23 protein-coding genes are annotated in these 26,273 nt (G+C 60.7%); 8 read left to right on the top strand and 15 right to left on the bottom strand.

Going from position 1 to position 26,273, the window contains the following annotated elements; all coding sequences use genetic code 11:
* Positions 1–59 precede the first annotated feature (59 nt).
* On the bottom strand, positions 60–2,006 hold the full coding sequence (nosZ, locus tag VJ698_RS06305; protein WP_324101870.1) for a TAT-dependent nitrous-oxide reductase: 1,947 nt from the start codon (positions 2,004–2,006) through the stop codon (positions 60–62).
* An 808-nt stretch (positions 2,007–2,814) separates the two neighbouring features.
* On the opposite strand from nosZ, the gene VJ698_RS06300 reads away from it, so the two are divergent.
* On the top strand, positions 2,815–3,516 hold the full coding sequence (locus tag VJ698_RS06300; protein WP_324102184.1) for an anaerobic ribonucleoside-triphosphate reductase activating protein: 702 nt from the start codon (positions 2,815–2,817) through the stop codon (positions 3,514–3,516).
* Between the two features lie 42 nt (positions 3,517–3,558).
* Here VJ698_RS06300 and VJ698_RS06295 read toward each other — a convergent pair whose 3' ends face one another.
* The 5 genes from VJ698_RS06295 to VJ698_RS06275 all read right to left on the bottom strand — a co-directional run bounded on the left by VJ698_RS06295 (position 3,559) and on the right by VJ698_RS06275 (position 7,845).
* A complete protein-coding gene (locus tag VJ698_RS06295; protein WP_324101869.1) occupies positions 3,559–3,954 on the bottom strand; it encodes a putative zinc-binding protein in 396 nt (131 codons plus the stop codon).
* A 15-nt stretch (positions 3,955–3,969) separates the two neighbouring features.
* Positions 3,970–4,446: a ubiquinone anaerobic biosynthesis accessory factor UbiT gene (gene ubiT / locus VJ698_RS06290; protein ID WP_324101868.1), complete on the bottom strand. Its 477-nt coding sequence runs from the start codon at positions 4,444–4,446 to the stop codon at positions 3,970–3,972.
* Positions 4,447–4,658: 212 nt separating this feature from the next.
* Positions 4,659–5,552 carry a U32 family peptidase gene (locus tag VJ698_RS06285; RefSeq protein WP_324101867.1) on the bottom strand — a complete coding sequence of 298 codons (894 nt, stop codon included), beginning with the start codon at positions 5,550–5,552 and terminating at the stop codon, positions 4,659–4,661.
* Positions 5,553–5,570: 18 nt separating this feature from the next.
* Positions 5,571–6,587: a ubiquinone anaerobic biosynthesis protein UbiU gene (ubiU, locus tag VJ698_RS06280; RefSeq protein ID WP_324101866.1), complete on the bottom strand. Its 1,017-nt coding sequence runs from the start codon at positions 6,585–6,587 to the stop codon at positions 5,571–5,573.
* 58 nt (positions 6,588–6,645) lie between these two features.
* The gene (locus VJ698_RS06275; RefSeq protein WP_324101865.1) at positions 6,646–7,845 is read right to left on the bottom strand and encodes a nitronate monooxygenase family protein; all 1,200 of its coding nucleotides are present in this window, start codon (positions 7,843–7,845) and stop codon (positions 6,646–6,648) included.
* A 233-nt stretch (positions 7,846–8,078) separates the two neighbouring features.
* Here VJ698_RS06275 and VJ698_RS06270 point away from each other — a divergent pair, with 233 nt between their 5' ends.
* Genes VJ698_RS06270 through VJ698_RS06260 form a run of 3 tightly spaced genes read left to right on the top strand, consistent with a single transcriptional unit; the run spans position 8,079 to position 10,072 of the window.
* Entirely contained in the window at positions 8,079–8,525 is a 447-nt protein-coding gene (locus VJ698_RS06270; protein ID WP_324101864.1) for a hemerythrin domain-containing protein, read from the top strand.
* Entirely contained in the window at positions 8,522–8,758 is a 237-nt protein-coding gene (locus VJ698_RS06265) for a DUF2249 domain-containing protein (RefSeq protein WP_324101863.1), read from the top strand. The genes VJ698_RS06270 and VJ698_RS06265 overlap by 4 nt, the downstream gene beginning before the upstream one ends.
* A gap of 12 nt (positions 8,759–8,770) precedes the next feature.
* A complete protein-coding gene (locus VJ698_RS06260; RefSeq protein WP_324101862.1) occupies positions 8,771–10,072 on the top strand; it encodes a hypothetical protein in 1,302 nt (433 codons plus the stop codon).
* 17 nt (positions 10,073–10,089) lie between these two features.
* Here VJ698_RS06260 and VJ698_RS06255 read toward each other — a convergent pair whose 3' ends face one another.
* Positions 10,090–10,773 (bottom strand): Crp/Fnr family transcriptional regulator, encoded by a 684-nt coding sequence (locus VJ698_RS06255; RefSeq protein ID WP_324101861.1) that lies wholly within the window; start codon positions 10,771–10,773, stop codon positions 10,090–10,092.
* A 6-nt stretch (positions 10,774–10,779) separates the two neighbouring features.
* A complete protein-coding gene (locus tag VJ698_RS06250) occupies positions 10,780–11,205 on the bottom strand; it encodes a universal stress protein (protein WP_324101860.1) in 426 nt (141 codons plus the stop codon).
* A 231-nt stretch (positions 11,206–11,436) separates the two neighbouring features.
* Here VJ698_RS06250 and VJ698_RS06245 point away from each other — a divergent pair, with 231 nt between their 5' ends.
* Positions 11,437–12,765 (top strand): NAD(P)/FAD-dependent oxidoreductase, encoded by a 1,329-nt coding sequence (locus VJ698_RS06245; RefSeq protein WP_324101859.1) that lies wholly within the window; start codon positions 11,437–11,439, stop codon positions 12,763–12,765.
* 88 nt (positions 12,766–12,853) lie between these two features.
* Here the strand turns inward: VJ698_RS06245 and VJ698_RS06240 are convergent, their stop codons facing one another.
* The 5 genes from VJ698_RS06240 to VJ698_RS06220 form a co-directional block, all read right to left on the bottom strand.
* Entirely contained in the window at positions 12,854–13,687 is an 834-nt protein-coding gene (locus tag VJ698_RS06240) for a transporter substrate-binding domain-containing protein (protein ID WP_324101858.1), read from the bottom strand.
* 38 nt (positions 13,688–13,725) lie between these two features.
* Positions 13,726–14,157: a cytochrome c-550 PedF gene (pedF, locus tag VJ698_RS06235; protein WP_414691125.1), complete on the bottom strand. Its 432-nt coding sequence runs from the start codon at positions 14,155–14,157 to the stop codon at positions 13,726–13,728.
* Positions 14,158–14,547: 390 nt separating this feature from the next.
* Positions 14,548–15,090 carry a cytochrome b gene (locus tag VJ698_RS06230; protein ID WP_324101856.1) on the bottom strand — a complete coding sequence of 181 codons (543 nt, stop codon included), beginning with the start codon at positions 15,088–15,090 and terminating at the stop codon, positions 14,548–14,550.
* Positions 15,091–15,113: 23 nt separating this feature from the next.
* Positions 15,114–16,055, bottom strand: coding sequence for a beta-propeller fold lactonase family protein (locus VJ698_RS06225; protein WP_324101855.1), 942 nt, complete (start codon positions 16,053–16,055; stop codon positions 15,114–15,116).
* Between the two features lie 41 nt (positions 16,056–16,096).
* Positions 16,097–18,118, bottom strand: a complete 2,022-nt coding sequence (locus tag VJ698_RS06220) for a TonB-dependent receptor (RefSeq protein WP_324101854.1) — start codon at positions 18,116–18,118, stop codon at positions 16,097–16,099.
* Between the two features lie 263 nt (positions 18,119–18,381).
* Between VJ698_RS06220 and VJ698_RS06215 the strand changes: the two genes are divergently transcribed.
* Positions 18,382–20,799, top strand: coding sequence for a TonB-dependent receptor (locus VJ698_RS06215; protein WP_324101853.1), 2,418 nt, complete (start codon positions 18,382–18,384; stop codon positions 20,797–20,799).
* 440 nt (positions 20,800–21,239) lie between these two features.
* On the opposite strand, the gene VJ698_RS06210 is transcribed toward VJ698_RS06215, so the two are convergent.
* Both VJ698_RS06210 and VJ698_RS06205 read right to left on the bottom strand, forming a co-directional pair.
* Entirely contained in the window at positions 21,240–22,985 is a 1,746-nt protein-coding gene (locus VJ698_RS06210) for a PQQ-dependent methanol/ethanol family dehydrogenase (RefSeq protein ID WP_324101852.1), read from the bottom strand.
* A 501-nt stretch (positions 22,986–23,486) separates the two neighbouring features.
* The gene (locus VJ698_RS06205) at positions 23,487–23,984 is read right to left on the bottom strand and encodes a Spy/CpxP family protein refolding chaperone (RefSeq protein WP_324101851.1); all 498 of its coding nucleotides are present in this window, start codon (positions 23,982–23,984) and stop codon (positions 23,487–23,489) included.
* A 223-nt stretch (positions 23,985–24,207) separates the two neighbouring features.
* Here VJ698_RS06205 and VJ698_RS06200 point away from each other — a divergent pair, with 223 nt between their 5' ends.
* Positions 24,208–24,927 carry a response regulator gene (locus VJ698_RS06200; RefSeq protein ID WP_324101850.1) on the top strand — a complete coding sequence of 240 codons (720 nt, stop codon included), beginning with the start codon at positions 24,208–24,210 and terminating at the stop codon, positions 24,925–24,927.
* Entirely contained in the window at positions 24,924–26,273 is a 1,350-nt protein-coding gene (locus tag VJ698_RS06195; RefSeq protein WP_324101849.1) for an ATP-binding protein, read from the top strand. Before VJ698_RS06200 ends, VJ698_RS06195 begins: the two co-directional genes overlap by 4 nt.

The raw sequence follows: 26,273 nt of genomic DNA, 5'->3' as shown, positions 1-26,273 counted from the left end.
AACAGAAAAACCGCAGGACGGACAATGCCCGTCCTGCGCCATGCATGCTACTTAGACCATCAGGCTTCCACGATGAAGCGGCTGCGCATTTCGAGGTGCAGCGCGTGGCAGAAGTGGGTGCAGTAGATCCAGAACAGACCCGGCTTATCAGCCTTGAACGTTACCGACTTCGTTTCCTGCGGATTCACGATGAAGCAGATGTTGTAGTTCGGAATCGCGCAGCCGTGAGTCAGGTCTTCCACCTTGTCATGGTTGGTCAGAATGATGGTGACTTCATCACCCTTCTTCACCTTGATTTCGGGGATGCTGTACGCCGGAGCGATCGACATCATGCGCACGGTGACCTTGTTGCCCTTGCGGGTAATGCCAGCATTTTCCGGCTTGACCGCATTCGGGAATTCGTCAAGGTTGTAGATCTGACGGGTCTTCACGATATCACGGCGAACGATGATGCCATCGTGCGGTTCCGGATGCGCGGTGTGGTCCGCAAGCAGGCGCATCTTTTCACCGGTGATATCGATCAGCTGTTCCGTTTCCACGTGCAGCGGGCCTACCGGCAGGAAACGGTCCTTGGAGAACTTGTTGCCGGAGTTGTAGTACTTGCCGTCGGCTTCCTTGGTCTCGCCCATCGATGCAAAGCCGTGGCCCGGCTGATAATGCACGTCGATCTTGTCGATGATCGGCTTGGCGTTCTTGTCGCCCTTGTAGAGCGCAATCGCCTTATCCACGTTCCACTTGACGATCTGGCTGTCGAGGAACAGGGTGGTGAAGGCATTGCCCTTGCCGTCGAAGCCGGTGTGCAACGGGCCGAGGCCGATTTCCGGTTCAGCAACGACTGCATCACGCTCGGTCTTCAGATCGCCGTCGAACCACTTCAGCACCAGCGACAGGTCGATCACGGTCGCGGTCGGGGACAGCTTGCCGGAGCAGACGAAATACTTGCCGTCCGGGCTGGCGTTCACGCCGTGCGGGTTCTTGCCGACCGGGACGTAGCAGGTGATCGAGGTCTTCGGATCCTGGTTGGCAGCCTTGCGACCGTCAACAACCGGCACCTTGGACTTGCCGATGGTGGTGAACTTGCCGTCCTTGACCATCTTCTCGATGCGAGCCACGTTGAAGAACAGGCAGGCGTCACGCTCGGCAGCCATCATGCCTGCCTGGTCGGCGGCGTTTTCAGTGTTGTACTGGTTGGTGCCGACGAGCTTGCCGTCGTACGACGTTGCGACCAGGTCGCAGTTGCCGTCGATGCGAACCTGCCAGCGCACTTCCATCGATTCAGCATCGACGCAGGTGAACAGGCAGCCCCACTTGGTGGGATCATTCACGTCACGGCCGTCGTTCGGCAGCGGGATGTGGAATTCAGCGCCGCAGAACACGCGGGTGGTGTAATTGATCTTCGGATCGACCGGGTCGCACTTGTCCGGGAAGATGCCGTGGAAGCCCATCACGTTCGGCAGCTGGGTGATCTTGTCGCATTCCATCGTATCCATGCGGACACGAGCGATACGGGAATGGATCTTGTCGTTGACGAACAGCCAACGACCGTCATAGGTACCATCTTTGTAGCTGCCATGCACGTGGTGCGTATCACCGGTGTTGTACAGCAAGGTGCCATCCGGATGGGTACCGATGATGGCCTTCGATTCGTTGGTAATGCCCCAGCCGCTCATCGGGTCGATGTTGAACACCGGGATGCGCTTGAGCGTACGGCCCGACGGAATGCCGATGATGCGCATCTCACCCGAGTGACCACCGCTCGAAAGCGTGTAGTAGTCGTCAAGCTTGCCCGGCGGGACTTCAATGCTGTGGATGCCAGTGGACTCGGCAGCAGCCGTCGCGCTGGCGGAAGCTGCAGGTGCCGACGCCTTCGCGGCCGGCTCTTCCTTGCAGCCGGCGAGCAGCCCGGCACCAGCCAGGCCCAGCATTGCGCTTTGCCCGAGGAACCGGCGACGGGTCCCCTGCTCCGGCAGGTCCGTGTTCGACTTGGTCTTCTTGGTATCAGCCATGTTTACCTTTCCTGTAACAACTGACTTTAAGTGAAAAAAAATAAATACCGGTTGAATCAGCTTTTAAATATGCATTTTTAATGCACATTATCTGTATTGGTTCACGGAAAAAAATATGATCTGGATCAACTTTGTCAGGATACGGATCAAAAGCACGGATCCAGATCTCACGTCAGCAACAGGGAGGGAAGCTTATATTTGTTGATTGGGTACAACCAATGACCCAAGTCAAGACTATCTTGAACTCATTCGCATTCGTGCTTCGCTTGCGTTTCGTTTTGAGCGCATGCGTGTCAGACAAAGAGCATATGCCACTTGGCAACTTCAGACTATCCGTTAGAGGGTTAATGCGCAAAGCCAAGAGGCTTATTGCATTAGCCCGGAAAGCGTATGCCCCGCATGGCGGCATAGTTCGAAAGGCGTACGCGCACATGCGCAAGACAACGACAGTGCGCATCCGTCATGCTTCCCCTTCGAGAAGACATCGCTTCGTGCGACGAAGATGACGATGGATGCTGGGCGCAGATCCACGCGTGAGAAATGCATGTGCCGGAATCTGCACGACGGCCTGAAGAAAATTGCCGCAAACTGCCCCAGATCAAGTGGCGGACTAGTTTTCACTACATCCGGCAGGCGACAAGGCACGCGACTTCAACGTAAACTTCGATATCAAATTGGTCATGCAGGCTTGCGCATGGTGCGCGCATGCTGATGCGGCATCTTCGTTCAGCGTGAAAAAAAGAGGGAGAATTTCATGAACGTCACCACAGTAGCGAGCAAGCAGCAGGTCGCCGCGTCGACGGAGGGCATGCCGCGTTCGCTGAAAGTCGGCGGTGTAACGCCGTTCACGGCGACCGACTACCCCGGGCAAGTCGCGGCGGTGGTGTTCGTTCAGGGCTGCCCCTGGCAGTGCGGGTATTGCCACAATACGCATTTGCAGCCACGCCTGCAGAAGAGCCCCTTGCAGTGGTCGCGTGTGCTCGGCCTGCTGGAAAAGCGCGTCGGCCTGGTCGACGCCGTGGTATTCAGCGGCGGCGAACCGACGCTCGACCCGGCGCTCGGCAACGCGATGCGCGATGTACGCCGCCTGGGCTTCAAGATCGGATTGCATACCGGCGGAGCCTATCCGCATCGCCTCGTGGAACTGCTTCCGGAAATTGACTGGGTCGCGCTCGACGTCAAGGCGCCGTTCGAACAGTACGAAAAGATCACCGGCGTCAGCGACAGCGGCCAGCAGACTCTAGCGTCGGCCGAGGCCATTATCGCAAGCGGGATTGATCATGAATTCCGGACGACCGTGCATCCGGCATTGCTCAGCGAAGACGACGTGATCGAACTGGCACGCAGCCTGTCCGGCATGGGCGTGAAAAATTATGCGCTGCAGGTGTTCCGTGCGCAGGGTTGCAAGACAAAGGAATTGAAGGCGACTGCGATCGCCGGTTATCCGAGTGCGGACCTGGTTGAAACACTCAGGCAGATGTTTCCCGGTTTCGTCCATCGACCGGCATAGGAGAACGCGACGTGCATGGTGCACGGGCACCATGCGTCTGCATCACTCCTGCTCTTCGATCGCCGCAGCGCTGTGGTGCTCGAGATCGGCAATCACGCGTTCCACCACGACATCGCCTTGCTCCGGATCGAAGTCCATGTGGTTGCGCTTCTTCACGCCGTAGTCATTCAGCTGGTGATAGTGGTCCGGTGTGACGCCATGGCGTGCCAGCGAACTGCGCACGCAAGCCAGCGGGCAACCGTCGATCCCGATGATCGGGCGGCCCGACTTGGCCACCCTCACCAGTTGCGGCACATCGCCGCCAACGCCTGCAATGCAGGACATTTCGGCCACGCCGAGACGGTCGAGGCGGACGGCGGCATAGTTGGCAGTCTGCGCCGCGCTGGAACAACCTGAACAGGAATAAACGAGAGGAAAAGTCGGATCCTTGACAGCCATCGTTATCTTCCCCGCTCAGGCCTGCCCTCTACCACCCGGCCTGATCCTGCCCAGCACGCGGGCCGGCGCCAGCTTGCCGAGCTCGAATACCGGAAGCTCGATGGCGTCGAGCGTGTTCTTCACGAGCAGGCCAAGCTCGGTATCGCCTTCCATGGAAAGGCGGCGGCTGAAGAATAGCGTATCCGGATCTTCCTCGCGGCGCGCCAGCAGCATGAAGTCATAGGCGCAGGCGCCGATTGTCAGGTCCGGTTCGGCTTGCCTTGCGCATGGCGCGAATCGTCCATTCTGCCAGGTGAAGTCGAACGACAGGCGCGCGTCGGTGACGCTGATGCGCAGCCTCTTGCCGTTCAGCGATTGCTGCACGTCCTCCGGCAGATCGCTCTTGAGCGCCAGGTTGAGCCCGGTCGCAAACAGCAGTGAGCCGGGATAGGCCGGCAACAGGGAAAGCAGCTTGCCCAGGGGTTCGGGCACCAGAAAACGATTTTCACTCATAGGAATTCCTCGACTGATACTTGCCAGGGCCTGCATCGAAGCGACAGTCGGCGAAGCCCGGTCCTTCATGCCCGTCTCCACTGCGGAGAGGGACCACGGATCGTCCGGATCATCTCACTGGATGCGTCGCGGCACATCCTGCTTCTCCGTATCGTTATCTGGCCGATCCACTCGTCGCGCCGGAGACGGGTCTCCACCTTCCGGCGAAAAATTCAGCGTGCCACCACCCGTTCAAGGCCGGGCTTGCCATACCAGTATCCGTTGCACGGCGCCGACGGCATCAGCGGTTCCATTTCGGCCATGGCATCGTCGCCACTGCGTTTCTGGTCCATGACCTCGCGGAATAGGCTGATGACTTGTTCGGTATGCTGCGACTGCGGGCTGATGCGCACCACGTCCACGCCCAGCTTGCGCATCTCCTCCATTTCGCTCACCAGGTTGTAGACCAGTGCGGACTGTGTCTGAATGCCGTTGAGCGTGAGGAAATGCTGTCCTTCGCGCGTCTTCAGCGCCAGGCCGTCCGGATACTGCATGCACATGAACTGACAATCGTCTTTCGGCAAGTTGTGATGCCGTGCGGTGAAACAGCGCGCCGAGAAGGCGAGCGGCATGCGCCCGTAGGCGAACACCTCGGTTTCCATGCCTTCCGGACGCCCTTGGTGCACATGCGCGAGGCTCTCGCGCGACATTTCCAGCGGGATCACCCAGCGCTTTGCGCCGGTCTCCGCCATGAACTGCAGCGTCGGGGCGTTATAGATGTTCACGTGCGGGCCGGCGACGAACGGCATCTTGCCGGACAGGCAGCGCACCGCGCCCATGTCGTTCGCTTCGACGCCGAAACGTCCGTTTTCGGTGATGCGGTGCAGCGTGCCGATATCCGTCTTGGATTCCAGCAGGACCTGCGTGGACAGGTACACTTCCTTGCCTGCCTCCTGCAGCATCTGCGCCACGTCGAGCCAGTCGCTCAGTTTCAGTTCGCGGCGGCGCGAGCAGACGGCTTCGCCCACATAGACGATATCAACCGGTGTTTCGGCGATCGCCTGGTAAAACTCGAATACGGTATTGCGTGGCCAGAAATACAGGTTCGGCCCCAGAGCCAGCTTCAAAATGTGTTCTCCGACGAATTATTTCCACGGACGGTGGTAGGCGCCCAGCGTGTGCTGCTGCCCTTCCGCCACCTTGTTGAGTTCCGTCATCCAGGCGGGTTTCACGGAATAGCGTTGCGCGTGGTTGAGACAGTTGTCGATCGCATCGCGCCATACCTTGGTGACCTGGCCGACATAGGCCGGGCTGCGCTGCCGCCCTTCGATCTTGATGGCGCGCACACCCAATGCCAGCAGCTGCGGCAGGAGTTCCAGCGTGTTCAGGCTGGTCGGCTCCTCGATGGCGTAATAGCTTTCGTTATTGACCTCGAAGCGCCCCTTGCACAGCGTGGGATAGCCGGCATTTTCGCCTTCGCCGTAGCGGTCGATCAGCACGCCGTTCAGGCGCGATTCCAATCCCTTGGATGTCTGCTGCCAGCGCACCGACTTGGCGGGCGAGCAAACGCCGTTCGTGTTCGGTGCTTCGCCGGTGGCGTAGGAAGACAAGGCGCAACGGCCTTCCACCATCACGCACAGGCTGCCGAAACCGAAGACCTCGATTTCCACATCGGTGTTCTGCGTGACAAACTCGACCTGCTCCATCGACAGCACGCGCGGCAGCACGGCGCGCTGGATGTTGAAGCGCTCGCGATAGAAATTGATTGCCTCGTAATTGGTCGCCGATCCCTGCACGGACAAGTGCAAGCGCAAGTTTGGATAGGTCTTCGTCGCATACTGCATCAGCGCCGGATCAGCCAGGATGATGGCATCGATGCCGGAAGCTGCGGCACGGTCGATCGCCTTGCGCCATGGGGCCACGTCCGCTGCCTGCGCATAGGTATTCAGCGCCAGCAGCACCTTGCGGCCCTTGCCGTGGGCATAGGCGATACCTTCCGCAATCGCTTTCTCGTCAAAATTCAGGCCGGCGAAATTGCGCGCATTGGTGGAATCGCGAAAACCGAGGTAGACACAGTCTGCACCATTATCAATGGCAAGCTTCAGGGCCGGAAGGCTGCCGGCCGGACAAACCAGTTCCATCTGGCCTGTTGCGTTCTGCATAACTTCTATTCTTCAAAAATGTCGATCGGGTTCTTCGTCATGGAACGTGTGCCTGTCCTCAGGCGGGAACGACAGCAGTCGAAGGACAGACAAGTGTGCTGTCGGCCTTCGCGGGGCGCACACCATTCAGCAGGAATTCGACGAGTTCGCGCACGGAGCGGATTTCACTGCCGAACGGCAGTTTCTCCGAGCCGCGGAAAAACAGTCCGCGCTTGACATCGCCGTTCATGGCGAACGCAAGCTGGGTGTCGATGCAGAACTGGCCGTGCTTGGCAATGCCGTCGCGCAGGCCGCACTCGTGCAGACAGTCGAAGCCGACGGTGCAATCCTTCGGCGCCGCCTTGCGCTGCAGCTTCGCTTCCTTGGCAAGGTAGTTATCCAGCCAGGGTGTGCGCACCGCGCGCGCCGGCAGACCGGCCACGCTCATGAAGGTGACGATATCTTCCGGCTTGGCCTCGGCGAGCACCTTCTTGAAATTGATATGCGCATCGCCTTCCTCCGTCACGGCAAAGGCGGTGCCGAGCTGCACGGCGCTTGCGCCCATGTCCATCAGCGCGCGTACCTGCTCATGACTGTTGATGCCGCCTGCGGTGATCAGCGGAATCTTCTCGCGCTCGAGGCCGAGCTCCTTGAACAGCTGCAGCGTGCCTTCGAGCACGACGGGAAAAGCGAAATGCGGGTTATTGACGTCTTCGAGCTTGGCAGCGCCAAGATGGCCCGCGGCATAGCGCGGGTTCTCGATCACGATCGCGTCCGGCAGGCGGTTCTTGCGCATCCATTTCTTGATGATCAGCGCAATGCCGCGCACGTCCGACAGGATCGGAACCAATGCAACATCCGGGTGGTCTACGGTCAACTCGGGAAGGTCCAGCGGAAGGCCGGCGCCGACAACGACCGCATCGATGCCGCTCTCGCAGGCCTGCTTGACGTAGTGGGCGTATTCGGCGACCGCGCGCATGACATTGACCGCCACCATGCCGATGTTCTGGGCCATGGCTTTGGCAGCCTTGATTTCACGATCGAGTGCGATCAGGTTGGCGCGATCGATCAGCGCCTTGTTGCGCGACTTTCCGGTCTGCGCCATGAGATCGGCGTGATGACGGCGCAAATCCACGCTGGAAATAGTGCCGATGCCACCCAGGCGCGCGACAGTACCCGCCAGGCGATGGGCGGAAACACCGACTCCCATGCCGCCCTGGACGATTGGAAGGAGAGACTTGCCCTTGACGACAAGCGGTTGTAAAGCAGTTTTCAGCACAGGGGGTCCTTCCAATCACTAAGCAACGAGCGAATGTAGCAAATGCAATGTCGAATTTGTTTGATCTCAATCAAGAAATCCGGACTTGAATTGAATTAGGGCAACTGGCCCACAATGTGTCTACTTTGTCCACTCTACTCTCGGGACGGTGCCGGAATCCTTGATTCAGGTTAAGGATTTCGGCTTGCTGCGAATGTCACAATGTGCCGCACCTTCACGAAACAAGGCTTCACATGACTACGATTTCCCGCTTTCTCGGCAGCGATCACAAACGCTGCGATGATCTTTTTGCCAACACCGAGACTAGCGTCAGCAACGGCCAATGGGACCAGGCGGCGACATCGCTCAATGAATTCGTCGATGCGGTCGAGCGGCACTTCGGCATGGAAGAACAGGTGCTGTTCCCGACCTTCGAAAAAGCGATCGGCAGCACTGAAGGCCCGACGCGCGTGATGCGCATGGAACACGAGCAGATGCGCTCCATGATGGCCATGCTGAAAGATGCCCTGGCAAAGCGCGATGCCGATGACTTCTTCGGCCATTCGGACACCTTCAACACTATGGTCCAGCAGCACAACATGAAGGAAGAGACGATTCTCTACCAGATGAGCGATCGCGTACTGTCCGGCCAGCAGGAGCAACTGATCAGCGAGATGAGCGGTATCGGCGTCACGCCATGAGCAATTCGCCGCAGGACGATATCGTCCTCGATGTCTGCGGGCTGGAACCGCCCGAACCGCTGGAACGCGTGCTGGAGGCGCTGTCGGAACTTTCTTCCGGCCGCCGCCTGCGTGTAGTCATCGGCCGCGAACCGTTTCCGCTTTATCGCATCCTGGAGCAGAACGGATATGCCCACGAAACCAGGTGCCGCGAGGATTTCCTGTACGAAGTCCTGATCTGGAATAAACGCTGATACCGAAGTCACATGCAGCGCGTCTTATCATTTGAGCAGACCCCGCCGCTCTCCGTCCCGCTCCGCTTCTTCCTGACTGCGCCGCTGTTTGCCATCGCCGCCGGCCTCGTGCTGCTCTGGGAAGGGCCGGACGCGCTGGCCTCGCGCTGGTCGCCCGTGACGCTCGCCCTCACGCACCTGATGACGCTGGGCTTCCTCGCGATGTGCATGATCGGCGCGCTGATGCAGATCCTGCCCGTGGTGGCCGGCATCGACATCCCGCACTCGAACAGGACCGCCGCTGTCGCGCATGCCTTGCTCACCGCCGGAACCCTCGCCCTTGTAGCGGGCTTCCTGCTGTCATCGCCGTTGCTATTCGAAATGGCACTGCCGCTGCTCGCGATCGGGTTTGCCTGGCTGTTCCTCGCCGGGCTGCGCGGCGTGTGGCGCGCACCGGATGGCAAGGACATGCTGACAGCCATCCGTCTTGCCCTCACTGCATTGGCCGTGGTCGTGGTCCTCGGTCTTGTCGCGGCAAGCGCCTTCGCCTGGGGCCTGTCGCTGCCATTGCCGGTCATGACCATCGCCAACATGCATGCCGGATGGGGATTGCTCGGGTGGGTTGGCCTGCTTGTCATCGGTGTCGCCTACCAGGTCGTGCCGATGTTCCAGGTGACGCCGACCTACCCGCAGTACATCACCCGCTGGCTCGCAAAAACGGTGTTCTCGCTGATCGCCATCTGGTCGGTGGCCCAAGTGCTGGCGGCCTGGACAAATGCCGTGGCGGCACTGCTCGCGCTGGCCTTCGCCCTGTTCGCCGGTACCACGTTCTACCTGTTGTGGCGGCGCAAGCGCCCCAAACCGGACCCGACCACACTGTTCTGGCGCGCCGGTCTCTCCAGCCTGCTGGCAGGCACCGTGCTGTGGCTTGCCGGCACACTGTTCCCGGCGCTTGCGGCAATCCCTGCCTATCCGCTGCTGCTGGGCCTGTTGTTCATTGTCGGCTTCGCCGCATCGGTCATCAACGGCATGCTCTACAAGATCGTGCCCTTCCTGGTCTGGTATCACTTGCAGAACAAGCTCGCGGGTGGCTGCGCCAAGGCGCCGAACGTCAAACAGATCCTGCCCGACCGCGTAGCGGAAAGGCAGTTCCGCGCCCATCTGCTGGCGCTGGTGCTGCTGCTTGCCGCCGCACTCCTCCCGGCGTGGCTGTCGCAAGTCGCGGCGCTGTCCTTCATTGCCTCGTCGGCATGGCTCTGGCTCAATATCTGGAAAGCGGCACGGATCTATCGGACGATGACCGCCGATCTGTCGAAGCTGCGCGAGCCGGCATGACGCCGGCCCGGATCTGATCAACGGCCCTCGTATGCCCGCAGCTTTTCGATGTCGAGAATGGTGATGTTGCGCCCTTCCACGCTGATCATCTGCCGGTCGGCGAGATCATGCAGGATGCGCGAGAAATGTTCCGGCGTCAGGTTGAGGCGCGACGCCAGCACCGTCTTGCTGACCTTCAGCATGATCTGGCCGCCATCCTCGGGCGTCTCCTGCTTCAGCAGGTAACCGATCACGCGCTGCGTGCCGGAACTCAGCGAGTAGGCTTCCACGTCGCAGATCAGGCTGTGCAGCCGCCGGCTCAGTCCCGCCAGCATCTTGCGCGCGAATTTCGGATCGCGCTCGAGCTCATCGAAAACGGCAGTCTTCGGCACATGCAGCACGAGGGAATCGGCAAGCGCCTGCGCCGTCACGATGTAGGGCTTCTCCATGAACATCAAGGCCTCACCGAAGCTGAAGCCCGGCCCGATGATCTCGACCACCTTCTCGTTGCCATCCGCAGAATGGAAAGCCAGCTTCACCTGGCCGTAAATGACCGTGTGAAACCCGACGCAGGGGTCGCCACGCCGGAAAATGATGTCGCCGCGCGGAACGTGCAGTTCGCTGACAGATTCCGCGATCTTGTCCAGTTCCTCCGGCGCCACTTCATTGAACAGCGGCAGCCGGCAGAGAAATTCGCGAATCTTTATTTTGCTTGTGCTCATGCAGTGTTATCTGACGATCAGGATCGGGACGTTCGTCGCAGCGATCACCTTCGTCGCCACCGAGCCCATCACCAGGTTCTGGAATGCCGTGCGTCCATGCGAACCCATGACAATCATGTCGATCTTGTGTTTTCTGGCATACGCGCGGATCTCTTCCGCCACGTCTCCAACCCTCCACGCGGCAGTATACGGGATCTGGAGCTTGTCCAACAATTTCCCGGCCGGCGAAAGGGTGATCTCGGATTCTTTCCGATAATAGTCGGCGATAAGGTCTGCGGCCAGGAACGGCCTGGAGCGCCCTGCCGGCACCGGCTCCTTTACATGCAGCAAATGCAGTTCCGGCTTGCCCTGGAACCAGTCGAGATGCGACGCCACATGCTTGACCGCCTTGCGCGAATATTTCGAACCGTCCACCGCGACCAGCACTCTCATCGGAGACTCCCTGTTATTTGTCTTGTTCCATCACATGTGCATATCGTCGCGCACGAATGTAACAAACGGGTTTTGCCAGTTGTTTGATTTGAATCAATCCGTCCGGAGTCGATGCACGAAGCCTGCACGGGTCATACCAGCATCCCCGCCCCTGCAGGAATGCGAGGCGATGTCAGTTTTGCAATTCAATTCTCGCGGCAGCATTTCTGCGTGCATCTCACGGAGATCGTCTTGGCCCAAGCATTCACGTCGCATCCACACCGGATCACCATCGTCGGCGGCGGCGCCGGCGGCCTCGAACTCGCCGTTCGCCTTGGAAAGAAACTTGGAAAGAAGAACAAGGCCCAAGTCACGCTGGTGGACGCGGCCCGCACCCATCTGTGGAAACCCTTGCTGCACCAGATCGCAGCCGGGACAATGGATACGCATACCGACGAACTCGAGTATCTCGCCCTCGCCCGCAACTACCACTTTCATTTCCGGCTGGGGCGCATGGATGGACTAAGCCGCGAGAAAAAGGAAGTCTACCTCGCAGCGGCCCATGACGAAGACGGCAACGAGATTCTTCCGCGCCGGGCAATCCCGTACGACACGCTTGTGCTTGCGATCGGCAGCCAGAGCAACGATTTCGGCACTCCTGGCGCGCGCGAACATTGCATCATGCTGGACACTCCCGCCGCCGCCGAGCGCTTCCACCAGCGCCTCATCAACTCGTGCATTCGTGCGCAGGCCCGGCCGAGACAGCCCGGCCAGCCACCCTTCACCGTCACCATCATCGGCGGCGGCGCAACCGGCGTGGAACTTTCGGCCGAGCTGCACATGACAGCCAAGATCCTGTCCACTTACGGCCTGGCCAATTTCGATCCTGGAAAGGATTTGCGGATCGTGGTCGTTGAGGCCGCGCCCCGGTTGTTGCAGGCCCTGCCGGAACGCCTCTCGTCGGCAGTCGCGCAGGAACTGCACATGCTCGACATCGAGATCCGCACCAACGAGCGCGTGGTGGAAGTGACGAAGGATGGCGTGCAGATGGCCAACGGCACCTTCATTCCCAGCGAACTGGTGGTGTGGTGCGCGGGCATCAAGGTTCCGGACTTCATGAAGACGCTCGACGGCCTCGAAGTCAACCGTCTCAATCAGGTGGTTGTCCATCGCACACTGCAGTCCACGCACGATCCATCCATTTTCGCCATGGGCGATTGCGCCGCCTGCCCGCAAGGCGATGGTCGGCCGCCGGTTCCGCCGCGCGCGCAGTCGGCCCACCAGGAAGCGACAATGCTGGCGAAATCACTGGTGCGAATGCTGCAAGGAAGACCGCTGCTGGAGTTCAGCTACCACGACTACGGATCTCTGGTATCACTCGGAGAATACAGCGCCGTGGGCAACCTGATGGGTGCCGTCGCGCGGGGATCGGTGTTCATCGAAGGCTACATCGCGAAGTGGATGTACTGGTGGCTTTACAAGCGCCACCAGATTGCCGTCAGCGGCTGGTTCAGAACATGGCTGGTGACATGGGCCGAGGCCATCAACTGGGCGCGCAACCCGCGCATCAAGCTGCATTAGTAGAAGACGTTGCGCACTTCGGATCAAGTGCGCACAAATGGGGATGCGCTCCGCGTCACGAGCGGCTGCGCATCCTTTATCTGGCGTCCTACGGCTTCGCCAGCGACACGCCGTGCTTCGCAAAAATCTGCGCAAGCTCGCCCGAAGACGCCATGTCGTTGGTCGCTGCCTGCAAGGCCTTGGCGAGTTCGACGTCACCATCCCGCACGGCGAGGCCGACGACCCATCCCTGGCGCGGCAGGCGCTGGAACGTTGCCTCGCTCAGCGCGAAATTCGGATCCTGCCTGATCACCGACTCGATTTCCGATTGATTGGCCAGAACCGCATCGAGCTCACCCGCCTTCAGCTTTTCCAGCGCTTCAATCGCCGTCGGAAAGATCTTCACGTTATCACGGAATTTCCCGTCCTGCTCTCCGAGCATGACCATCGCCGAGATCGACACCTTCTCGACGCCGACCTTCTTGCCGGCGAGCGAATCGACGCTCTCGTACGTGGGGATCTTGCGCACGTCGCGCACGAGGCGGACCTTTTCGTGATAGTACGGTGCAAAGATCTTGACCTGTTTGTTCGCGTTCATCAGGTGCGGATCGACCGGCACATGCATCAGCACGTCAGCCGGCCCATAGCCGAGATAATGCCCCTTCCACACCATATTGCGCAGATCATCGCCCAGGTCTTCGCCGGCATCGAAGGGAAGCAGGTGCAGCTTCAATCCGAGCTTGTCGGCCAGCGCGCGTGCAAAATCGACATCGATTCCGCTCTCCTTGTTCGAGAACGGCGCGAAGTCGTTATATACCGCCACCTTCAGGATGCCGCCCTGCTTGAGCTTGTCGAGGTCGGCGTGTGCCTGCTGCAGTGGCGCATACAAGGTGAAGGCGAGGGCAAACGGCGCCGCCAGCCTCCGCAATACGTGCATGATCATCTCTGTCTCCGATTATGTTGTTGGAAGGGGTGCACTGATCAGTTGGTTTCGCGACGCGTTTCGAGATAGGCCTTGATCGCCCACATCGCTTCCTGGCTGAAGACCTTCTCGAACGGCGGCATGTACACCGCGCCGTTGCGCGTCTTGCCGCCACGGATCGAGGTCAGGAAATACTGGTCGTTATCCTTGTAGCAGGCCTTCTTCTTCGCCTCGTTTTTCAGACCGAAGCAGTCGCGGTCCAGCTTCCTCAGATCGGGAGCGATGCCGCCGGAAACCGCCTCGATACCATGGCAGCGTGCACAGTTCTGCGCGAAGGCGGAGGTACCGATCTTGATCGCCTCCTTGTTGCCCTTGAAGGGATTCTCGTCACGCCAGCCCTCTCCGAGCTGCGGCAAGGTGCTGGTATCGACGGCCTGCGGCACGACATCGCCATGCGCCATCGCGGAAAGCGGCACCATCGATGCGGACATGATCAATGCGCCAAAAACAAAGGTAAAGGTCTTGCGTTTCATGGTGTCTCCTCTTTAAACAAAAATGGGTACGCAAGCAAACGCAATTCGTGTGCCATCGAACGCGTCGGACGAAGCCTGATGGATGGCTACCTGATGCCGCCGTTTTCCGGCCGGATGCGGGCTGTACGGCGCGCTTCGGAACGCCAACATGGCGGTACCAGAAAGACGGTCTGCGCTCTCGCGGAAATGAGGTTGCGTCAATCTGCAACACTGCTCCAGAACGCAACGATGCGTGCCCTTGGCGGACTGTCATCACGCCCCTCGCCCACCAGCACATGCAAAAAAAAGAAAGCCGGGTGGACGGCGCCCACCCGGCTTTCGCATGTCGATGCTGAATTACTGTCCTGCTCAGTGCGGCAGCATGCGCCAGATGATGCGCGTTCCGGTCACCGAAAGATGGTAGAACACTGCCAGCACGTGTACGGCGATCAGTGCAACGAGCAGCCATGAAAATGCGACATGCATATTGTTGAACACCGAGTGGATCAGCGGTTCATCCCATCCGAGCTGCGGCAGCGGATAGCCGAAGAAGCGAATGCCATGGCGCGTGAAGCTTGACGAAACAATGCCGCACAAGGGTGTCATCACCATGCACGCATACAGCATCCTGTGCGAGGCCTGCGCCGCCTTCTCCTGCAGGACCGAGCGATGCAATCCCACCGGTGACGGGGCCGGCACGCGCGACTTCCACCACAGGCGCAACAGCACCAGTGCAAACGCAATCAGCCCGAGAGATTTGTGGATGTCGTAGTAGAACGCGACCGGCGGCGTGCGCTTGGGAATGTCGACCATGTACCAGCCGATCCCGATCTGCACGAACAGCAGGATCGCCATCATCCAATGCAGCAGCATGGTCGGCCTGCTGTACGCTTGTGGCAGTTTCTCGTTCATGTCCGTCTCCTCCACCGCGGCGTTCATTGCACCACCACGCCCCAGGGCAATTCACCCACCGCGATCTCCTTGATGACCTGGTTGCTCTGCGTATCAATGACCGATACCGAATTCGATCGGCCGTTCGCAACATAAAGCTTGCGCCCATCCGGCGTGAACGCCATGTTCCACGGCCGCTTTCCGACCGGGATGGTGGCGATCGCGCGGTTCTCTGCGGTGTCTATCACGGATACGCTTGCATCCTTGCCGTTCGAGATGTAGACATGCCTGCCGTCCGGATGCACCGCCACGCCGTTGGAAAACTTGCCGGCCTTGACCTGCGCGATCAGCGACTGCTTCGGCACGTCGATCACATACACCATGCTTGCGAGTTCCGCCGCGACGTAAGCCCTGCTGCCATCCGGCGAGAAGCCGATGCCACGAGGGCGTTCGCCGAGCTTGATTGAATTGACCTGTTCACGTTTGGCGACGTCCACGATGTCCACCGAGTCCGCTTCTTCCGCACTCACGTACAGCCACTTTCCATCCGGACTGAACTCTGCGTGTTCCGGGTTCTTGCCCTTGGTCTTGACGCTGAAGACCTGCCGGTTGGTGTCTGTCGAGACGAAGCCCACGCTGTTGCTGATCTCACTCGCCACTACCACCCAGTCACCGGCATGCGAGATGCCGACGCCCTCTGGCGATTCCTCCAGCGCCACCTTCGACACCACGGCCCGCTTCGCCAGGTCCACCACGAGCAGCGCGTTGCTGGCCTGGTCGCTGACATACAAGGACTTGCCGTCGTGGCTGACGACAAGTCCGCGCGGCCGCTTGCCGGCGGCAATCGTATCGACGACGGAGTCCGTCTCGCAATCGATTACTGACAGGGTGCCGGACTTCTCGTTGGGCACATAGGCGAAAGGGCTGGCATGTGCGCCAAGCACGCAGGCGGAAAGGACGAGTAACGCGGTGAAATGCTTCTTCATGATGTCTCCGTAATGTTATTGGCCGAGCGGCCTTATATATGTCAAAACATGGTGCGCAGCCCGACGAACAGACGCCTGCCGGCAGCCGGTTCGAAGAAGCGGCGATTGCCGTCGTTGACGATGATCGAGCCGGCGTAATTGCGGTCGAACAGGTTGTCGAGACGGCCGTACAAGTGCATCTTCATGCTGCCAGCGCGGAAGTCATAACCGGCGCGCAGATTGAATACTGCATATCCCGGTGCGGCATCGCTGTTGAGGTCATCGACGTAGGCATGGCTCTCCGCGCGCATTTCCAGGGCCGTCGTGACAGCATCCTGGGGCCGGTATTCAAGCTGGGCAAACAGGCTGTGCATCGGCGCACCCGGCAGTCGATTGCCGACAGCAACCGCCGTGCCCTGTCCATTGGTAAACGCCTGCTTGAAGCGCGCATCCAGCAAGGTGTAACCGAGCTGCGTGGCGAGCTTGTCCCAGGCGGCTTTCCATGACACTTCCAGTCCGCGCCGTTCCACCTTGTCGACGTTCTGGAAAATCGAGCGTCCGTTATCGTTGGTGAGGGGAACGATCTCGTCATTGCTGTGTGCATCGAACAGCGCCACGTCGACGCTGTGCCTGCCGCTGTGCAGCTTGACGCCCACCTCGCCCTGCACGCTGCGCGAAGGCTTCAGGGAAAGATTGGGCCCGGTCGCATCGGGCCGGTACGCCATCTCGGTCAATGTCGGCGTTTCAAAACCGCGCCCGATATTGCCATACACGTTGATGTCATCCGTGGCATGCCACACCAGGCCGGCCACCGGGCTGGTATTGCGGTATTCAACGCTTCCGCTGTCGTTCGGGCTGGCCGACGTCACGTAGTGATCATCGACCGCGAAGCGCACACGCGACGCGCGCGCGCCGGCCGTCGCCGTCCATTGCGGCGAGAAGGTCCAGTCGACCTGTCCGAAAACATCAAGGTTGTCGGCGCTGTCGATCTCGTCACGCCGCAGTGCGCCGGCGCTGCCGTTGTTGTTGACATAGCCGCGCCGTGTCTGATCGAGCTGGTCGCCCTCGACGCCCAGCGTCCAGTTGAGCGGCAATGCATTGACCTTCGTCTTGTGCGTCCAGCTCATTCCCGCGCCACGGAAGCTGTTGTCAAGGTCCACCACGCCGCCGGCGGAATTGGCCGCGCTCCCGCTGAATGAGAGCGTCTGCATGATCTGCCGGGTCCCGCCGTAGGCGCGCGCATGCAAGGTGTCGTTAGCAGACAGGCGTTGATCGAGCAGGACGCCGGCCTGGTTCTGCTCGATGCGCTTGCGCGTATCGAACGTGATGGCGCCGGGCGCGACCTGCCGCGGATTCTGCTCGAACTGCGCATGCGTCAAGCCGAGCGGATCTTGCGCGGTCGGTTGGTCGAAGCGGTTGAATATGCCGGTGATGGTGGTGTCCGCCGAGGGATGCGCCACCAGCTTGGCGTTGACTTGCGAACGCTCGGCCGCGCTGTGGTCGCGATAGCCATCAGTTGAATAGTTCGAAACATCAAGCAGCGCGCCTACTGTTTCCGATCCACCGCCGACCGACACATCCGCCTGCCGCTGCCCGTAGCTGCCGGCGCCGACTGCTGCGCTCGCAAACGGAGGCGCGGGCTTGAGCGGCGGCTCCTTGGTAAACACCTGCACCACGCCGCCCGCCGCATTGCCATAGAGCTGCGCGACCGGGCCGCGCAGCACTTCGATGCGCTGCGCGGAATTCAGGCTCGCCGTGGCCGCCTGCCCCTGCCCGTCCGGCATGGTGGCCGGAATGCCATCGATCAGGATGCGCACGCCGCGCACGCCGAAGGTGGAGCGTGTGCCGAAACCGCGCACCGAGACCTGCAGGTCCTGCGCATAGTTCTGCCGCTCGCGGATCTGGATGCCGGGCACGGCCTGCAACAGTTCCGACAGGTTCACCAGCGGCGAGGAGGCGTGCTGCGTGTCGACCTGCACGGCATCGATCGATGCCGGCGCATCGAAGCGGCGCTGCTCGGAACGGCTTGCAGATACGACCACATCCTCCAGCTTCTTTTCCTGCGCTGCCGCGGGATGCGACATGCAGAGCAAAGGAACGCTTAATGAAAGGGCAAGGACCGGCCCCAGCCCAGGCGATGGGACGACTGCCGCACTGCAGCGAAGGCGATGAAATGAATTCATTGGCATGTTGACGTTGTGGTTGATCGGTGTGACACAGGCTTTTCCACCACGTTTGCAATTTGCATGCCACGCGCATCCGCCGTGAGCGGAAACCGGCATCGTGAATGCGGGAACGGAAATTGCGCTGCGAAGTGCCATACCTATATTGTTGGAGGAGCGCTTTTATGGATTTGTTTTCTCGCAGCGCGGATTCGCGCCACCTCGTCGACCTCCTGATCGAGGCCGTCGAGCCGCGCATGCTCGCTTATGCGATCGCGCTGCTGGCCGCTGCCGCAGCTCCGGCGGTTCAGGCGCAGCAGCTTGCAGCGCCTGAACGCGAATTGCCTTCCGTGTCGGTCGTCTCGGCAGCCCTGCTGCCCGGCCTCGGCATCGACGGCAGGCTGCTTCCCTACGCTGTGCAAACTGCCTCGGACAAGACCTTGAAGCAGTCGCAGTCCGGCACGCTCACCGACTACATGACGCGCCAGCTCGCAGGCGTCAACGCGAACGACATCCAGGGCAATTCGTTCCAGAGCGATATCACCTTCCGCGGCTTTCGCGCCTCCCCCATCCTCGGATCGCCGCAGGGCATGTCGGTCTATCTCGACGGCGTGCGCGTGAACGAGCCCTTCGGCGACGTCGTGAACTGGGACATGCTGCCCGAAGCGGCCATCGCCAGCGTTTCGCTCGTGCCCGGATCGAACCCGATGTTCGGCCTCAATACGTTGGGCGGTGCGCTGGCCTTTACAACGAAAAGCGGGCGCAGCCATCCCGGCCTCGAAGCCGAAACATCCGTCAGCAGCGCCGGCAGCAAGCGGCTCGACCTCGCCTACGGCACCCGCCATCAGGGCGGACTGCACAGCTTCGTGGCAGCCACGCTGCTCGACGACAATGGCTGGCGCGAGCATTCGCAAAGCCGCCTCGGCAACCTGTTTGCAAAGATCGGCGCGCAACGTGGAACGACGCAATGGGACATCTCGCTGCTTCAAGGCTCCAGCCGCCTGGCTGGCAACGGCCTGCTGCCGAGCTATCGCTGGTCCGCCGGCGGTCCAATCAATGGCTTGTATGAGTCGAATCCCCGCGCCGCCTACACCTTTCCGGACGTGACGGAAAATCGCCTGACCCAGATCGCGGCAAGCCTGCGTCACGCGCTCGATGCCGAGACCGATATCGTCGCCGGCGCATACTGGCGCAACAGCCGGCGCGATGGCGTCACAGGCGATGTCAGCGAGCAATACAGCAACTATGCGCAAGACTGCGCGGCCGGATTCGACGCCAGCGGCGCGGCCGTCGATCCGGCAAGCTGCGGCACCGACAGGGCTTCAGCAGCCGCGCTGCACTCTGCTTCGCTCAACAGCGCGTCGACAAGGCAGGACAGCATCGGCCTCAGCCTGAATCTGAACAAAACGCTCGAACGCCATCAGTTCACGCTCGGCACCGCGCTCGACGCCAGTCGCGTGCGGTATGCGCAGCAGGAGCAGGACGCCTGGTTCAATGGCGATCGTGGCGTAAGCGCCGATCCGCAGGCGGCACCGGAATTCGTCGCAGGCGTACACGGAACATCGCGTGCCCTCGGCCTGTACGCCACCGACACCTGGGAAGTCGCACGCGCCACTCATATCACCGGCGCGGCCCGCTTCAACCATGTCGAGGTCGGCAATACGCTGAGCAACACCAGCGGCGAGCAGCCGCACGAACGATTTACCTACAGCAAGCTCAACCCGGCGCTAGGTATCACTCGCGATCTGCGTACAGGCCTGTCGGTATTTGCGAATGTTGCGCAAAGCAATCGCGTCCCGACAGTGATCGAACTCGGCTGCGCCGATCCTGCTCAGCCCTGCCGCCTGCCCGCCGGCCTGCAATCCGATCCCTACCTGAAGCAGGTCGTGTCGCGCACCATCGAAGCGGGCACGCGCTGGCAGGCGTCTCCGGGCACATCGCTATCCGTATCGGCGTACCAGACGGTGAATCGCGACGACATCCTGTTCTTCACTGCCGGCGCCACCCAGCAAGGCTATTTTGCGAACTTCGCGCGTACGCGGCGGCGCGGCATCGATTTCACCGCAAGCCGCACGATGGGCAGTATCAGCACACATCTCTCCTACAGCTATCTGCGCGCCACCTACGACGCCGACGGCACGCTGTTCGCGGGTGAACGCAATGTGAACGTACATCCGGGCACACCCATCGCCGGCTTGCCGCGCCACACGCTCAAACTCGGCATCGACTGGAATGCCACGCACAAGCTGACCATCGGCAGCAGCATGCTGGCCGTATCAAGCATGGCAACGCAAGGCAACGAGGACGGCATGCGCACCGACACAACGAGCGGCACTCCCGTCGCTGCCGACTGGCGCATCCGCGGCCATGCGATCTTCAACCTGCACGCGAGCTACCAGAAGAACCGTCAATGGGAGCTCTTTGCAAGAGTCAGCAACCTCTTCAACCGCCGTTATGAAACCTACGGCGTACTCGCGCAGGACATGTTCCCGAACGGCAGTCTGGTGCAGCCACATGTCGCGCCGGCCGAAGCTGCGGAGGCTCGCTTCGTCGCTCCAGGGTCGCCGCGCATCGTCACCATCGGACTTCGCTTCAAGATGTGAAAACAGCAAGCGGGGATTGTTCCAATATGTGACACTGTTGCGACATCCTGGAACACCTCGCTTCAGCGTGACCGGAATGACAAGCCAGGAATCGCCCTGGCAGAACGTCATTGGCCCATCAAACCCGGTTCGTTTCCGTATAGATCATCAGACAATGCCGCGGGGTGCGCTACGCGCGCACTTGCGAAGGCATCAAGGGCACTCCCGCACATCGCACCCTTGTGCCCTTGTGTATACGGAATTACCTGAACTCTCCACAACTTCGCAAGAACTCGCACTGACAAGTCCGACCAAGACAGTACGGATTGACTCGTTCCCGAATCCGCGCGGCCAATAAAAAAGGCCGATGACACATATCATCGGCCAAAACCATCCTCAGGTGAGGTAGAGGCTAGCTGTGCAAACTAGCACCCAAGGAGGCAGAGACAGCAGATCGGCGATCAGTTCGCCAACTTGAAGACCCAAACTGATCCGCCCTGTTCGAGGAAGTTGACGCGGCGGGCGACATCGCCACCCCACAGCGGAACTGCGCCGCCCCAACCGGACACCACGGCCACGTACTGAGTGTCACCGTCCTGCCAGGTAATCGGGGGCGCCACGACGCCGGAACCGGTCTGGAATTTCCACATTTCCTTGCCGGTCTTCGTATCCAGTGCTTTCAGGTAGCCTTCCGGCGTGCCGTAGAACACCAGGTCGCCCGCGGTGGTCATGACACCGCCCCACAGCGGCGCATTGTTCTTGGCTTCCCATACGATCTTGCCGGACTTCGGATCAATCGCACGCAGCGCGCCGATGTAATCTTCGTTCAATGCCTTGATGGTGAAGCCAGCGCCAAGATACGCAGCACCCTTCTTGTAGCTGATCGGCTCGTTCCAGATTTCCATGCCCCATTCATTGGCAGGCACATAGAACAGTTTCGATTTCGGGCTGTAAGCCATCGGCATCTGGTTCTTGCCGCCAAGGAAGGACGGTGCGGAGAACACGGACTTGCCCTTCTTGCCGTTCTCACCCTTGGTCGGATCGCCGGGGCGGCTCTCGTCGATGTACTTCGGACGTCCCGTCTTGAGGTCGATGCCGCTGGCCCAGGTGATTTTCTTCACGAACGGGAAGGCGTTTTCCAGCTTGCCGTTGTTCGCGTCGATCACATAGAAGAAGCCGTTGCGGTCAGCCTTGCCGCCGAGGCGCTTGCCGTCCATGTCGAAGGTCACGAATTCATTCACGCCGTCGAAGTCCCAGCCGTCATGCGGCGTGGTCTGGTAGTGCCACTTGATCTGCCCGGTTGCAACATCGATCGCGACCGTCGACGACGAATACAGGTTGTCGCCAGGACGCAGGTGGCTGTTCCACGGCGCCGGATTGCCCGTGCCGAAGTAGGCCAGGCCGGTCTTCGGATCATAAGTGCCGCCAAGCCAGGTTGCCGCACCGCCGGTCTTCCACAGTTCGCCCGGCCAGGTCTTGTTGGTGGTACCACTGATGCCGTTCGGGGTCGGGTTGCCGTCCTTGTCGTACTTGTAGCCCATGTGGCCTTCGACAGTCGGACGCGACCACACGAGTTGGCCGGTGCGCGGATCGCGCGCCTCGACGCGGCCCACGATACCGAACTCGCCGCCGGACACGCCGGTCAGCAGCAGGCCCTTGGCAATCAGCGGCGCGGCGGTGTTGGAATAGCCGGCAGCGTAATCGTCGATCTTTTCCTTCCAGACGACTTCGCCGGTCTCCTGGTTGAGTGCCACGAGCTGTGCATCCAACGTTGCGAAGATCACGAGGTTGTCATACAGCGCAGCGCCGCGGTTGATCACGTCGCAGCAAGGCATGATGTTTTCCGGCAGACGATGTTCATACTTCCACAGCTTCTTGCCAGTCTTCACATCCAGCGCGTAGATACGCGAGTAGGATGCAGTGACGAACATGCGTCCGTTGTACACGAGCGGCTGGGATTCCTGGCCGCGCTGCTTCTCGCCGCCGAAGGAGAACGACCATGCGGGCACCAGGTGCTTCACGGTCTTGGTGTTGATCTGCGTGAGCGGCGAGAAGCGCTGTCCCTGCTGGCCCATGCCCCAGGTCAGCACTTCGTTCGTCGATTTTGCGCTTGCCTCGATCATGGCGTCGGTAACGCCGGCGGCATACACCGCCAACGGGCCGGCCAGCGCCGACAAGACAGACAACTTGATCAACTGTGTTTTCATTGACTCCTCCTGTTTTTGATTTGACTTCCTGTGCCGGGCGGCCGCGTTGTGCGACACCTCCCGTTCCGGTCCAAAGCGCCCAGGTGCATGGGCGACTGTTCGACTCCCACGCTCCGGTCGAAGCGAATGCAAGGAACTGACATCATTCCTGCCTGTGTCACGAATCCTTTGGTGACGCGTATGTAACGCAATCTGTGTGCCATCTCTTTCCGCGGCTGCGGAAGTGAGGAATCAGGGGGAAATCGGGTATTACGATGAATCCGGGTGATTCAAAATTCACCACCTGCTCCAAAACGTGACAGCTCGCACGTAGCACAACATCCGCGAACGGGAGGATCTAGTGGTGAAGATGAAAGATGCCCGCATCAGGCGCGGGCGTGGGACAGGAAGGCCGTGAGAGGCAATAAACGAAGAGAGAACATTGACACATCCGCCGATACAACCACGGAGCTGCGACAGGCAGGCACAAGAACGAGGGAGCATGCTCCCTCGTCCGATCGGCTACCAGCGTCCGGGTCGGTGACGTCTTCCGGCGGCAAACTGATCATCAAAGACCTTCTTCTGCTCCGGCGTCAGGACAGCATAGAATTCCTTCACCGCGACGACGTGATCGGCCATCCGCGCCTCACGGTCTTTCATGAAGGAAAGCATCTTCTCCATGCGCTCCGGTGCGGGCAGCTTGTCGAGCGCCGCCCTGTTAGCGAATGCAGGCGGTACGGTGGGGCGCATGCGCTGCGTGAAGGTGTTCCAGGCCGGCTCCTGCGCCGCGGTCAGCTTGAGCTTGTCGTGCAATTCAGCCTGGCGCCGGTCGAAATGCTCCTTCATGCGCTCGGCGAATTTTGCCGGATCGCCTCCCGACCCCGGGCCGTATCCCTGGCCATTCGCCGGCCCTGGCCCAGGCCCATAGCCCGGTCCGACGGCATAGGCAGCGACAGAGCCGCCACCGACGCCCAGCGCAACAAGCCCGATCAATAAATGTTTGCGAAACGTTGTCATCATTACTCCTATGCTCAGGTCATTCGTGGTTCACGTGCATCCATCTCGGCACGGTTCCCATCTTGCGGCGCGAATGTATCCCCGGCTTGTCCGGCAGCGGAAATCTTGTAGCATGAAGTAACTGCCCGAATGGCATTTGTATCGGGTTGTATCCCACCGGCTGCTGGAAATAGAGCGATACAATTGCGTGACATCGTGTCCGGCTGAATTCGCCATAATTACGCTCATGGAACAACCTGCCCAAATCCTGATCGTCGACGACGATAGAGAAATCAGCACCCTTCTTGCGGAATACCTCGAGAAGAATGGCTATCGCACGCTGACTGCAGCCGACGGAAAGGCAATGTGGAAAATCCTGGATGAAGCACGGGTCGACCTGATCGTGCTCGACCTGAACCTTCCCGGCGAAGATGGCCTGACGCTCTGCCGCAACCTGCGCACCCGCTCGGACATGCCCATCATCATGCTGACAGCGCGCGGCGAGCCACTGGACCGTATCCTTGGCCTCGAAATGGGTGCCGACGACTACCTCCCCAAACCATTCGAGCCGCGCGAACTGTTTGCCCGCATCCGCAGCGTCCTGCGCCGCGCGCAAGCACTCCCGCCGAATCTGCAGACGGCGGAAGCGCAGCAGATGCATTTTGCCGGCTGGACCATGGACTTCACGGCGCGCCACCTCATCAACCCCAGTGGCACCGTCGTTGCCCTGTCGGGAGCGGAATACCGCCTGCTGAAAGTGTTCCTCGACCACGCCAATCGCGTCCTCAGCCGCGACCAGCTCCTCAACCTCACGCAGGGCCGCGACGCCGATCCGTTCGATCGCTCCATCGACCTGCAAATCAGCCGCCTACGCCAGAAGCTGGGCGATGACGCGCGTTCGCCGCAAATCATCAAGACCGTGCGCAATGAGGGTTACGTACTTGCCACCGTGGTTGCCAAGGAATGAGAGCGCTCTTCCAGTCGATGACGAGCCGGGTGATCCTGGTCCTGATTTCCGGCGTGGTGCTCAGCGCGGTCCTCATGCTGTTCCTCGCTTTCAACGAGAGCGAGAAGATGGCGCGCCAGTTCCGCGAGTTCCACGCGGTGGAACGTATGGCGCAGTTCGTTCTTTCGCTGGAATCGGTCCCTCCCGACTTGCGCCCGCAGTTCCTGGCCGCGGCCGGCGGCATGGGCATGCGCGCCGAAATGGCCGACCCGGCCGAGCAGACGACGGAAACCCGCTCGGACTTGGCCGAGCTGCTGAATGAACGCCTGCCCCAGGAATACCGTGTCGCCTCCGTGACCGGCAACGCGGCGGATTGCCCGCCGCCCGGCATGCGGCGCCGCATGCGGCGTCTTCCGGACTACCGGAATAATTGCGAAGCCTTGCTCATCACGCTGAACGATGGCGCGCGGCTGCGCCTGACGGTCGCCCCGCCCCGCCCGCCGATGCTGCGTCCGCAGCAGGATTACCTGACCTACATTCTCGCGTTTCTGTTCAGCATTGCGCTGCTGGCAGCGCTCGTGGCGCGCATGACCATGCGTCCGCTGAAGCAGCTGGCAAAAGCGGCAACCGAACTTGGCAACGATATCGAGCGCCCTCCCCTGCCCGAGCGCGGTGCGCTCGAAATCCGGCAGGCGGCCGCCGCGTTCAACGCGATGCAACTGCGCATTCGTCATCACATCAAGCAGCGCGCCCATATCCTCGCCGCCATCACGCACGACCTGCAGACACCGCTGACCCGCCTCCGGCTGCGGCTGGAAAAGGTCGACGATACCGAGCTGCGTGAAAAATTGATCAGCGACCTTTCCGCCATGCAAAGTATGGTGCGCGAGGGACTGGATCTCGCGCGCAGCATGGACTCAGCAGAGCGTTTGCAGTCGCTGGATCTCGATTCGCTGATCGACAGCGTATGCACCGATGCTTCCGATGCCGGTCAGGCCGTGACGTGCAGCGGACAGACCCATGCCGCCCTGATGGCGCGCCCCGTAGCGCTGCGCCGCTGCCTCACCAACCTGATCGATAATGCGGTGAAATACGGACAATTCGCGAAAGTGACGGTAGGGCGTGATGGAGCATACGCCATCATCCGCATCAGGGACGGCGGGCCCGGCATCCCCGATGACGACCAGGAAAAGGTTTTCGATCCCTTCTACCGCCTCGAAAACTCCCGCTCGCGCGACACGGGCGGCACGGGCCTCGGTCTGACCATCGCCCGCAATATCGCCGAACAGCATGGGGGCACGATCCGCCTGCACAACCATCCCGCGGGCGGGCTCGAAGTCATCCTGTCGCTGCCGTGTCAGCGTTGA

It is taken from the genome of Noviherbaspirillum sp., from assembly GCF_035254685.1.
Lineage (GTDB): Bacteria > Pseudomonadota > Gammaproteobacteria > Burkholderiales > Burkholderiaceae_D > Noviherbaspirillum.
Note: the sequence above shows the minus strand (reverse complement) of the source record. Positions and strands in the feature narration are given on the sequence as shown.

What these genes read in the sequence shown, in the direction of transcription:
- VJ698_RS06250 (WP_324101860.1), bottom strand. Translation starts at nt 11,205, where the DNA reads ATGAGAGTGCTGGTCGCGGTGGACGGTTCGAAATATTCGCGCAAGGCG.
- VJ698_RS06215 (WP_324101853.1), top strand. Translation starts at nt 18,382, where the DNA reads ATGGATTTGTTTTCTCGCAGCGCGGATTCGCGCCACCTCGTCGACCTC.
- VJ698_RS06255 (WP_324101861.1), bottom strand. Translation starts at nt 10,773, where the DNA reads ATGAGCACAAGCAAAATAAAGATTCGCGAATTTCTCTGCCGGCTGCCG.
- VJ698_RS06200 (WP_324101850.1), top strand. Translation starts at nt 24,208, where the DNA reads ATGGAACAACCTGCCCAAATCCTGATCGTCGACGACGATAGAGAAATC.
- VJ698_RS06265 (WP_324101863.1), top strand. Translation starts at nt 8,522, where the DNA reads ATGAGCAATTCGCCGCAGGACGATATCGTCCTCGATGTCTGCGGGCTG.
- VJ698_RS06220 (WP_324101854.1), bottom strand. Translation starts at nt 18,118, where the DNA reads ATGTCGCATCCCGCGGCAGCGCAGGAAAAGAAGCTGGAGGATGTGGTC.
- VJ698_RS06195 (WP_324101849.1), top strand. Translation starts at nt 24,924, where the DNA reads ATGAGAGCGCTCTTCCAGTCGATGACGAGCCGGGTGATCCTGGTCCTG.
- ubiT (WP_324101868.1), bottom strand. Translation starts at nt 4,446, where the DNA reads ATGAGTGAAAATCGTTTTCTGGTGCCCGAACCCCTGGGCAAGCTGCTT.
- VJ698_RS06270 (WP_324101864.1), top strand. Translation starts at nt 8,079, where the DNA reads ATGACTACGATTTCCCGCTTTCTCGGCAGCGATCACAAACGCTGCGAT.
- VJ698_RS06210 (WP_324101852.1), bottom strand. Translation starts at nt 22,985, where the DNA reads ATGAAAACACAGTTGATCAAGTTGTCTGTCTTGTCGGCGCTGGCCGGC.
- VJ698_RS06300 (WP_324102184.1), top strand. Translation starts at nt 2,815, where the DNA reads ATGCCGCGTTCGCTGAAAGTCGGCGGTGTAACGCCGTTCACGGCGACC.
- VJ698_RS06240 (WP_324101858.1), bottom strand. Translation starts at nt 13,687, where the DNA reads ATGATCATGCACGTATTGCGGAGGCTGGCGGCGCCGTTTGCCCTCGCC.
- pedF (WP_414691125.1), bottom strand. Translation starts at nt 14,157, where the DNA reads ATGTCCGCATCGATGGTGCCGCTTTCCGCGATGGCGCATGGCGATGTC.
- VJ698_RS06230 (WP_324101856.1), bottom strand. Translation starts at nt 15,090, where the DNA reads ATGAACGAGAAACTGCCACAAGCGTACAGCAGGCCGACCATGCTGCTG.
- nosZ (WP_324101870.1), bottom strand. Translation starts at nt 2,006, where the DNA reads ATGGCTGATACCAAGAAGACCAAGTCGAACACGGACCTGCCGGAGCAG.
- VJ698_RS06295 (WP_324101869.1), bottom strand. Translation starts at nt 3,954, where the DNA reads ATGGCTGTCAAGGATCCGACTTTTCCTCTCGTTTATTCCTGTTCAGGT.
- VJ698_RS06260 (WP_324101862.1), top strand. Translation starts at nt 8,771, where the DNA reads ATGCAGCGCGTCTTATCATTTGAGCAGACCCCGCCGCTCTCCGTCCCG.
- ubiU (WP_324101866.1), bottom strand. Translation starts at nt 6,587, where the DNA reads ATGCAGAACGCAACAGGCCAGATGGAACTGGTTTGTCCGGCCGGCAGC.
- VJ698_RS06205 (WP_324101851.1), bottom strand. Translation starts at nt 23,984, where the DNA reads ATGATGACAACGTTTCGCAAACATTTATTGATCGGGCTTGTTGCGCTG.
- VJ698_RS06225 (WP_324101855.1), bottom strand. Translation starts at nt 16,055, where the DNA reads ATGAAGAAGCATTTCACCGCGTTACTCGTCCTTTCCGCCTGCGTGCTT.